Annotated in this window: 7 protein-coding genes and 2 pseudogenes; 6 read left to right on the forward strand and 3 right to left on the reverse strand. The window is 60.4% G+C overall.

The genetic code is table 11. The annotated features are described in order from the left end of the window. Nucleotides 1-589, reverse strand: a 589-nt coding sequence (locus tag L632_RS0120995) for an IS3 family transposase (RefSeq protein ID WP_156933704.1), incomplete at its 3' end; no start/stop codon positions are given. Continuing rightward, nucleotides 574-870: a transposase gene (locus L632_RS0121000; protein ID WP_028717543.1), complete on the reverse strand. Its 297-nt coding sequence runs from the start codon at nt 868-870 to the stop codon at nt 574-576. The genes L632_RS0120995 and L632_RS0121000, both read right to left, overlap by 16 nt. 117 nt (nt 871-987) lie before the next feature. Between L632_RS0121000 and L632_RS25050 the strand changes: the two are divergent. From L632_RS25050 to L632_RS23340, 6 genes and pseudogenes are all read left to right on the forward strand, one after another. Beyond that, a pseudogene (locus tag L632_RS25050) lies at nt 988-1,167 on the forward strand (hypothetical protein); the annotation flags it as partial. A 78-nt stretch (nt 1,168-1,245) separates the two neighbouring features. Continuing rightward, a complete protein-coding gene (locus tag L632_RS0121005; RefSeq protein ID WP_084648169.1) occupies nt 1,246-3,282 on the forward strand; it encodes a class I SAM-dependent DNA methyltransferase in 2,037 nt (678 codons plus the stop codon). A gap of 175 nt (nt 3,283-3,457) precedes the next feature. Beyond that, nucleotides 3,458-4,363, forward strand: a complete 906-nt coding sequence (locus L632_RS0121010; protein ID WP_028717545.1) for an Abi family protein — start codon at nt 3,458-3,460, stop codon at nt 4,361-4,363. Then, entirely contained in the window at nt 4,360-5,601 is a 1,242-nt protein-coding gene (locus tag L632_RS0121015; RefSeq protein WP_156933705.1) for a restriction endonuclease subunit S, read from the forward strand. The genes L632_RS0121010 and L632_RS0121015 overlap by 4 nt, the downstream gene beginning before the upstream one ends. Then, nucleotides 5,598-8,588 carry a type I restriction endonuclease subunit R gene (locus tag L632_RS0121020; protein ID WP_028717547.1) on the forward strand — a complete coding sequence of 997 codons (2,991 nt, stop codon included), beginning with the start codon at nt 5,598-5,600 and terminating at the stop codon, nt 8,586-8,588. Before L632_RS0121015 ends, L632_RS0121020 begins: the two co-directional genes overlap by 4 nt. Nucleotides 8,589-8,652: 64 nt before the next feature. After that, entirely contained in the window at nt 8,653-8,811 is a 159-nt protein-coding gene (locus tag L632_RS23340) for a HEPN domain-containing protein (protein WP_198021861.1), read from the forward strand. Nucleotides 8,812-8,918: 107 nt separating this feature from the next. On the opposite strand, the pseudogene istB reads toward L632_RS23340, so the two are convergent. Then, nucleotides 8,919-9,128: pseudogene (gene istB / locus L632_RS0121030) on the reverse strand (IS21-like element ISPkr1 family helper ATPase IstB); the annotation flags it as partial.

Genomic DNA, 9,128 nt, shown 5'->3' on the forward strand with positions numbered 1-9,128 from the left:
AGGCAAAAGACGTGAACTGTGAACCTTGGTCCGTATTCATGATCCCCGGCGCGCCGAAGCGGTGGATGGCCTCGTTCAGCGCTTCGACGCAAAAGTCCGCCTCCAGCGTGTTCGATATCCGCCACGCCAGCACCTTTCGGGTGAACCAGTCCATGATGGCGACGAGATACAGGAAGCCGCGCCGCATCGGCAGGTAGGTAATGTCGGCGCACCAGACCTGACCGNGGCGATCGACCCGTAGCCCGCCCAGCAGATAGGGATAGGTCTTGTGCCCTTTCCTCGGCTTGCTGGTGTTGGGCTTCTGGTAGATCGGCATCAGGCGCATGAGCCGCATCAGCCGTCGGATGCGCTTCTGGTTCACGCCGTGCCCCTCGTTCTGCAGATGCCAGGTCATCTGCCGGACCCCGTAGAAGGGGGTGTCGAGGAACTGCTTGTCGATGAGCTGCATCAGGCCGAGGTTCTGCTCCGTCTCTCCGACCGGTTCATGATAGAAGGACGAGCGCGAGATCGACAGCAGGCGGCACTGCGCCCCGATCGACAACGCCGGATGGCCCCGCTCAATCATCCCGCGCCTCACTTGCCGGTCCACGGCTTGAGCTTTCGTGACAAAAAATCGTTGGCGACAGCCAGTTCTCCAATCTTGGCATGCAGTGACCGGACCGTCTCCTCATCCACCTCCGCAACAGGCTTTCTGCCACCGCGCTCGAAGATATCCGCAGCTCCGTCGAGCAGCGCCTTCTTCCATTGATGGATCATCGTCGGATGCACGCCGTATTCGGCCGCCAGCTCTGACGCCGTGCGCTCGCCCTTCACGGCCTCAAGCGCCACGCGCGCCTTGAAGCCTGCGTCATAGTTTCTGCGTTTCCGCATTCCTGATCTCCTCGTTCTTGGAGACCAGCAAACGTCAGATCGTAGCTTCCGTCACTGTCCGATTTCCGGGGAGTAGCTCAGAATCCCTCAGAAAACGGAGTTCTGCAACAACGCCCCTGCCCCGTCACCTTCCGCCCGCATCCGCAGCAGATCGCCTCCGCCCGCCGCGCCTATGACGACTGGTGGCAGGCGCTGGGCTGGATCCGCGACGGTCTGATCGCGGGCGGCATGCTGCGGGAAGTCGAGGTGACGGCGGCAGTGCCAAAGAAAAGACCTTGGGAGACAAACCAAGCCTGAGGAGTGACGGCTTGCTCTTTGATTCTGCTTCGCTTCCAGCTACGGTCAGCCCAATAATTACAACACTCGGGACGGTACATGGGCGAAGCGGCGAAGCGCGACAGTGCGGAAATTCGGTCAACGGCGGGCTTTCTCTGGTCAATCGCCGAAATTTTGCGTGGTGATTTCAAGCAATCCGAATACGGCAAGGTTATTTTGCCATTTGTCGTCCTGCGCCGCCTAGACTGCATTCTTGAGGGATCGAAGACGGCCGTCCTGCAGGCCGCGGAGTCCCTGCCGCCCGGGATCGATGATGCGACCCGCGACATGATCCTCTTCGGGGCAGTGGGCGGCAACATCAAGGTCTACAACCTGTCGCGCGCCACATTCGACAGCCTGCGCGGCCAGGACCCGGGCCAGTTGCACCAGAACCTGCTCGACTACATCCGCAATTTCTCGGGCAATATCCGCGACATCTTCTTCGACAAGTTCCTGTTCACTGAGCAGCTTAAACGGCTGAACGACGCCGGCATCCTATGGCCGGTCTTCGAGCGGTTCTGTCAGATCGATCTACACCCCGAGGCCATTTCGAACATAGAGATGGGCTATCTGTTCGAGGAGCTGATCCGCCGCTTCTCGGAAATCTCGAACGAAACCGCCGGGGAACATTTCACCCCGCGCGAGGTGGTTCGGCTGATCGTCGACCTGCTGATCGCTAACGACGACACCAAGCTGTCAGGCCGTGGCAAGATCAGGCAGGTCTATGATCCAGCCTGCGGCACCGGTGGGATGCTGGCTCTGGCCGAGGAGGCGCTGAAGGGCTTCAACCCGTCGATCCGGGTGGAGCTTTTCGGCCAAGAACTGAACCCCGAATCCTTCGGGATCTGCAAATCCGACATGCTAGTGACAGGCCATGATCCCGAGCAGATCGCCTTCGGCAACACGCTGACGCAGGACGCGCACAAGGACCGCAGCTTTCACTACATGCTCTCGAACCCGCCCTATGGCGTCGACTGGAAGAAGTATCAGGACCCGATCAAGTCCGAGGCCGAAACCATGGGCTTCTCCGGCCGATTCGGTGCAGGCACGCCGCGGATATCCGACGGCCAGCTTCTGTTCCTTCAGCACATGATCTCGAAGATGCGCGATGACGAGGACGGCTCGCGCATCGGCATCGTCATGAACGGGTCGCCCCTCTTCACCGGCGGCGCGAATTCGGGCGAAAGCGAAATCCGCCGCTGGATGCTGGAAAACGACTGGGTGGAGGCGATCGTCGCACTGCCGACCGATCTCTTCTACAACACCGGCATCCAGACCTATGTGTGGCTTTTGACCAACCGCAAGCCTGCCCAGCGCCGCGGCAAGGTGCAGCTGATCGATGCCTCGGGCGAGTGGTTCTGGCGCTCCATGCGCAAGTCACTGGGCTCGAAGCGCCGGGAAATCCCCGACAAGGCGCGCGAGGAGATCGTGCGCATCTACGCAGACTTCCTGAACGGAGAAAGCGGCGCGTCCGATGTCGCGAAAATCTTCGACACCGAGGATTTCGGCTACCGCGAGATCAGGATCGAGCGCCCGCTGCGGCTGAATTTTCAGGCCAGCGACGAACGGCTTGCCCGCCTGGCCGATCAGAAGCCCTTTGCCCGGCTCGATCCGACCGAACAGGACCAGATCCAGATTGCCCTGCGCGGGCTGTCGGATCAGGTGTTCCGCAACCGTGACCAGTTCGAAAAGGCGCTGGGCAAGGTGCTTAAGGGTGCCGGGCTGAAGATTGGCGCGCCGATCAGAAAGGCGATCCTCGCCGCCCTGTCCGAGCGCGACGAAGAGGCTGACATCTGCCGCGACAAAGATGGCAACCCTGAGCCAGACCCCGATTTGCGTGACCACGAGCTTGTGCCGCTGAAGGAGGACTGGCGCGGATATGTCGCCCGCGAGGTCACACCCTTCGTGCCGGATGCCTGGGTGGATGAGAACCACCGCGATGCCCGCGACGGCAAGGTGGGCCGCGTGGGCTATGAGATCAACTTCAACCGCTACTTCTACACCTATGTCCCGCCCCGCCCGCTGGAAGAGATCGATGCCGAGCTAAAGACGCTGGAAACCGAGATCGCCGAGCTGCTGAAAGAGGTGGCGCGATGATTTCTTCGCCGCTGCGCCCGCTTTCTTGTTGCTTTATTAACCCGGTTGTCCTATCTACCACCGTAACAAGACCCGCCACGCCTCGGGCGCCGCTTCGGCAGCGTACTGCGCACCCCGGCGGGTTACTTGTTTTTAAGGCCCCGGATTCTGCGTCCAAGCGGAGTGGGGTGCTGGCATGAAGTTCAACAAGCCCGCCACTTCTATCAACGATCAGATCGCCCTGTTGCGCCGGCGCGGCATGGTCGTGGATGACGAGGCCGCGGCCCGCCACTACCTTGGTCACATCTCCTACTATCGCCTTCGGGCCTACTGGCTGCCGTTCGAGGTTCCCGCCGCCGATGGCGATCATGCCCTGACGCCCGGCACCCGGTTCGAGGATGTGCTGGCCCTCTATGTCTTCGACCGCCAGCTTCGCCTGATGGTCATGGACGCCGTGGAGCGGATTGAAGTCGCGATCCGCGCGCAATGGGCCCATCACATGGCCATGACCTATGGCGCGCACGGCTATCTGGACCAAGCGCATTACGGCAAAGTCACCCGCCACGCCGCCGCCGTGGCAGACCTGACCAAGGAGTTCAAACGCTCGCGCGATACCTTCGCCGAGCACTATCGCGGGAAATATACCTCGCCCAAGCTGCCGCCGGTCTGGATGGCGGCCGAGGTGATGTCCTTCGGCCTGCTGTCGAAATTCCTGGGCGATCTGAAGCTGCGGGGCGATCGGCAGGCCATCGCCAGGCCCTTCGGGCTGGATGAAAAGGTGCTGACCTCCTTCGCGCATCACATGAGCCATGTGCGCAACATCTGCGCCCATCACGGGCGGCTGTGGAACCGGCGCTTCACCATCAAGATGGTGGTGCCGAAATCGCCCGCCAGGCTGGCCATCGCGCTACGCGGGGCAGATGACCGCTATTTGCACAACACGCTGGTGATGCTGGATCACCTGCTGACCATCGTGGCGCCGGACACGGAATGGCGTGAACGGCTGGTTGATCATCTGGCGACCTGCCCGCTGGCCGCACCGGCGGCGATGGGGTTTCCGGGTGACTGGCAGAACCGGCAGGCGTGGAGGGTCGGGGGATGACGATGGTTCGGTTCAAACATTTTCTGAAGGATCGGAACCAGTTCTCGCGCCACGGCGATGAAACTCTTTTGTCGGTTTCTGAATACTATGGGGTGAAGCCGCGAGCGGAAGCCTTCGAAGGTGAGGAGCACGAAAGCCGCGCTGCGACTTTGGAAGGCTACCGGATAGTCCAAAGAGACGATCTGGTCATGAATTACATGCTTGCGTGGAAGGGCGCCTACGGCGTGTCTGATCATGATGGAATTGTCAGCCCAGCTTACTCGGTATTTGTTATCAACAAGCAGCTTGCAGACCCTAGATTTATTCATCATCGCACACGATCTGCCGATATGCGCGCGCTGTTTCGGTCGAGGTCGAAGGGAATCATCGAATCGCGTTTGAGGCTCTATCCTGATGCGCTCTTGGCAATGGATATCTCACTCCCCGACCTTCCCACCCAGAAGGCAATTGCGGATTTCCTCGACCGCGAAACCGCCCGCATCGACCTGCTGATCGAGAAGAAGCAGCGGTTGGTGGCGCGACTGGCCGAACGAGAAAAGGCGCTTCTGCACTTAATGTTTTCGCAGATCAAGGCGAAACGCTGGCGAACCCGGCACTTGGGAAATCTGAGGAACGGTGCCGGCTTTCCCGTTGAATTGCAGGGTAATCCAAATGAAGACATAGCCTTCTTCAAGGTCAAGCATCTGAAGACCTTCGGCCTCGACGCGGCGATCACGGCAACCGAGGATACGGTCTCGGCAGAGACAGCCAGGAAGCTCCGCGCGACGGTGTTTCCCGTTGGGACTATCGTCTTTGCCAAGATTGGCGCCGCGCTCCTCCTCGGGCGATTCTCGATGATCGGGCGTCCGGCTTGCCTCGATAACAACATGGCCGCCTTTGTTCCCAACAAGCGGATGATCGATGCCGATTTCTGCCTGCTCGCCCTGTCACAGATTGACATGGCGACCATGGTTCAGCCCGGTGCCGTTCCTTCCCTCAGCACCGAAGCCTTCTACAGCTACGAACTTCCACTGCCATCGCTGGAGGAACAGCAGGAACTGGTAAGCCGCTTCCGAAGCGAACGGGCGACGCTGTCTTCCATCGCAGATGCGACTAAGACATCAATCGAGCGCCTGCGCGAATTCCGCGCCGCCCTCATCACCGCCGCCGTCACCGGCCAGATCAACCCCGAAACATGGTCCCGCCGCGGCACGACCGACCGCCGACTGGACCAAATCGAAGCGGAGATGGGGGCATGAGCACAACGCACGCAACATTGGCCCACAAGGAAAAGGTCGTTCAGAACCATCTGATCAGCCAGCTGGTGACGGGGCAGGGCTATCTGCACCGCGACCCGAAGGCCGACTATGACCGCGCGCTTGCCATGGATCGCGCTCTGGTCCTGCGCTTTCTGCAAACTACCCAGCCCGAGGAATGGGCCAAGCTCGTCACCCATTACGCCACCACGGCCGAAGACACGCTGTTCACCCAGCTGACCAGGGCGCTGAAGGATCGCGGGCTGCTGGACGTACTGCGCAGCGGGCTGAAGATCGTCCCGGGCATCCGCTTCTCGCTCTGCTTCTTCCGCCCGGCCAGCGGGATCGAGCCGAAGCGGATCGCCGAGTTCGAGGCGAACATCCTCAGCGTCATGGACGAGGTGGAATACAGCCAGAAGCACGGCGGCCGCCTCGATGTGGTGCTGTTCCTGAACGGTCTGCCGGTGGCGACGATCGAGGCGAAGAACCTGCTGACCGGCTCGACCTTCCGCCATGCCGAGCGGCAGTATCGCACCGACCGCTCGCCCGCGGGCGAGCCTCTCCTGACCTTCAAGCGCGGTGCGTTGGTGCATTTCGCGCTGGACGAAGACAATGTGTCGATGACGACCCGGTTGCAGAACGGCAAGACCCGGTTTCTGCCGTTCAACCGTGGTCGCGACGGCGGTGCCGGCAACCCCGATGTGCCGGGCGAGTTCCGCATCGCCTATCTCTATAGCGACGGGCCATGGGGCGAGGCGATCTTCGCGCGCCGGGTGCTCCTCGATATCCTCGGGCGCTTCATGCACCTTGAGGCGAACGGCAAGTCCGAGGTGATGATCTTCCCCCGCTTCCAGCAACTGGACGCCGTGCGCAAGCTGATGGCCCATGCCGGCGATCATGGCGCGGGGCGGAACTATCTGATCCAGCATTCGGCGGGCTCGGGAAAATCGAACACCATCGCCTGGCTAGCGCATCACGCGATCAACCTGCACGATGCAGCTGATCAGCCCGTGTTCAACACGGCGATTGTCGTCACCGACCGAGTGGTTCTGGACCGCCAGCTTCAGGGGACGGTTGCCCAGTTCGAGCAGACGGCCGGAGTGGTCAAGAAGATCGACGGCACATCACGCGACCTAAAGGAGGCCATCGCCAAGGGTGCGCGCATCATCATTACCACGATCCAGAAGTTCTCGACCGACCATCTGAAGGAATTGTCCGGCCAAGGCACCCGCACCTTCGCGCTGATCATCGACGAGGCCCATTCCAGCCAGTCCGGGAAGTCCGCGCAGGCCATGACCGATGCGTTGACCCGCGAGGCCACATCGAGCGACGACATCGAGGACATCATCGCGGAATACCAGAAGAGCCGGGGGCCGCAGGCCAACATCAGCTTCTTCGCCTTCACGGCCACCCCGCGCAATGTCACCCTGGAACGCTTCGGCGTCGAGGGACCGGACGGGCTGCCGCACCCCTTCCACCTCTACTCGATGCGTCAGGCGATTGAAGAGGGGTTCATCCTCGACGTTCTGCAGAACTACATGACCTACAGGGCATATTATCAACTTGAGAAAGCGATCGAGGATGATCCCGAGTTGAACGGCCGGCGTGGGCAACGAAAGGTCGCGCGCTATGCCAGCCTTCATCCCACAGCGATCGGCCAGAAGGTCGAGATCATCGTGGAACATTTCCGCCGGCATGTGATGGGGGAGTTGAACGGCAAGGCAAAGGCGATGATCGTGACGCAGAGCCGCGAGCACGCGTTGCGCTATTTCTTCGGTGTCCGCGACTATATTGCCAGCAACGGCTACGGTGATCTAAAGGCGCTGGTCGCCTTTTCGGGTGATCTCAAGCACAACGGCGAAACCTACACCGAGGCTGAACTCAACAGCTTCTCGGAAACCGAGCTTCCAAGCCGCTTCGACGGTGTTCGCCCCGACGGCACGCCCTTTCCCGAGCAGTATCAGATCCTGATCGTCGCCGAAAAGTATCAGACCGGCTTCGATCAGCCGAAGCTATGCGCCATGTATCTGGACCGAAAGCTCGCGGGTCTTCAGGCCGTTCAGACGCTTTCGCGCTTGAACCGGACCATGGCCGGCAAGGAACGCACCTTCATTCTCGATTTTCAAAACAGCATCGAGGACATCCAGAACGCCTTCCGTCCCTACTACGAGCAAACGGCTCTGGAAGCGATTTCTGACCCGAACCAAGTCTATGACCTTGAGGGCCGGCTCATGAAGTTCGGCTATCTCGACAAGAACGAGATCGAGCGGTTCGCCGTGACCTTCTACAGCGGACGTCTGGACGGCTCGGATCGGGCCCAACTGGAGGGGCTGGTGCGGCAAGCGGTGGGCCGGTTCGAGGCTGACGAAGACGAGGGGCGACAAGAGGAATTTCGCCAGCTTCTGAAGAGCTTCATGCGCTTCTACAGCTTCATCGCGCAGGTGATCCGCCTGGAAGACACGGGATTAGAAAAACTCTACTCCTATGGCGCATGGCTCGCGCGGCTGCTGCCGAGCCGAGAAGTGCCGCCAGACATCGAGATTACCGAGGACATGCTGCGCCTGCAAGCGTTCAAGGTGGAACAAAAAGAGGTCGGGAGTGCCGGCCTTTCGCCGGGCGATCACGCCGCACTGAAGGCGATCAACGAATTCGGCGCAAAGCCCTATACCGAGGACGAGCAGAAGGAACTGTCCGAGATCGTCAAGGCATTCAATGACCGGCATGGCACAGCCTTCACCGAGGCAGATATCGTCCGGCACGAGCCGAGCTACCAAGCGACGATGGATGAAGAGATGACCGAGATGCTGAAGAACAACTCGGCAGATGTGGTCTATACGGCCTTTTCTCAGGCGTTTTTCCAAAGCGTTGTGCGAGGGTATCAACGCGACACGGAAATGCGCGATATCGTGTTGACCGATCCTGAAGCGCGGGATCAGCTGATCCGGTTCTTTTTCAATCGCGCGATGCGTGAGGTAAGAAAGTCCGCATAGAATGAAGCTTGTCCGAGACGCAAAAACTCTGAAGCTGAAGGCAGTCTCATCACTGAAGACCAGCATGACAGCCTTCAATAGCTTCCACGACGAAGGTCGCGTTACGACGGTGCTTCTTCATGCGCAACACGCCTGCGAAATGCTCCTGAAGGCTGTCTTGGTTCAAAACAAGCAGCCAGTGTTCGAGAAGAACAACGGAATGTCAATCGGCACGCAACTTTGACCCCCTTTCGGCGCCCAATAATGCCCCCGCTTGGTCAGCACGGGTAGCTGGCCCGATGCGGTGTAGCCTCCATACAGCGCAACCGGATCGGGCCAGCGGCGTCTCGGTCATTCCCGCGTCTTGAAGCGCCAGCTCTCGTTGCCGGTCTCGACGATGTCACAGTGATGGGTCAGTCGGTCGAGGAGCGCCGTTGTCATCTTCGCGTCTCCGAAGACGGTCGGCCATTCGCCGAAGTCGAGGTTCGTCGTCACGATGATCGAGGTGCGTTCGTAAAGGCGACTGATGAGGTGGAACAGGAGCTGGCCACCCGTCTGGGC

Source organism: Paracoccus sp. J39 (assembly GCF_000518925.1).
Classification (GTDB): Bacteria; Pseudomonadota; Alphaproteobacteria; order Rhodobacterales; family Rhodobacteraceae; genus Paracoccus.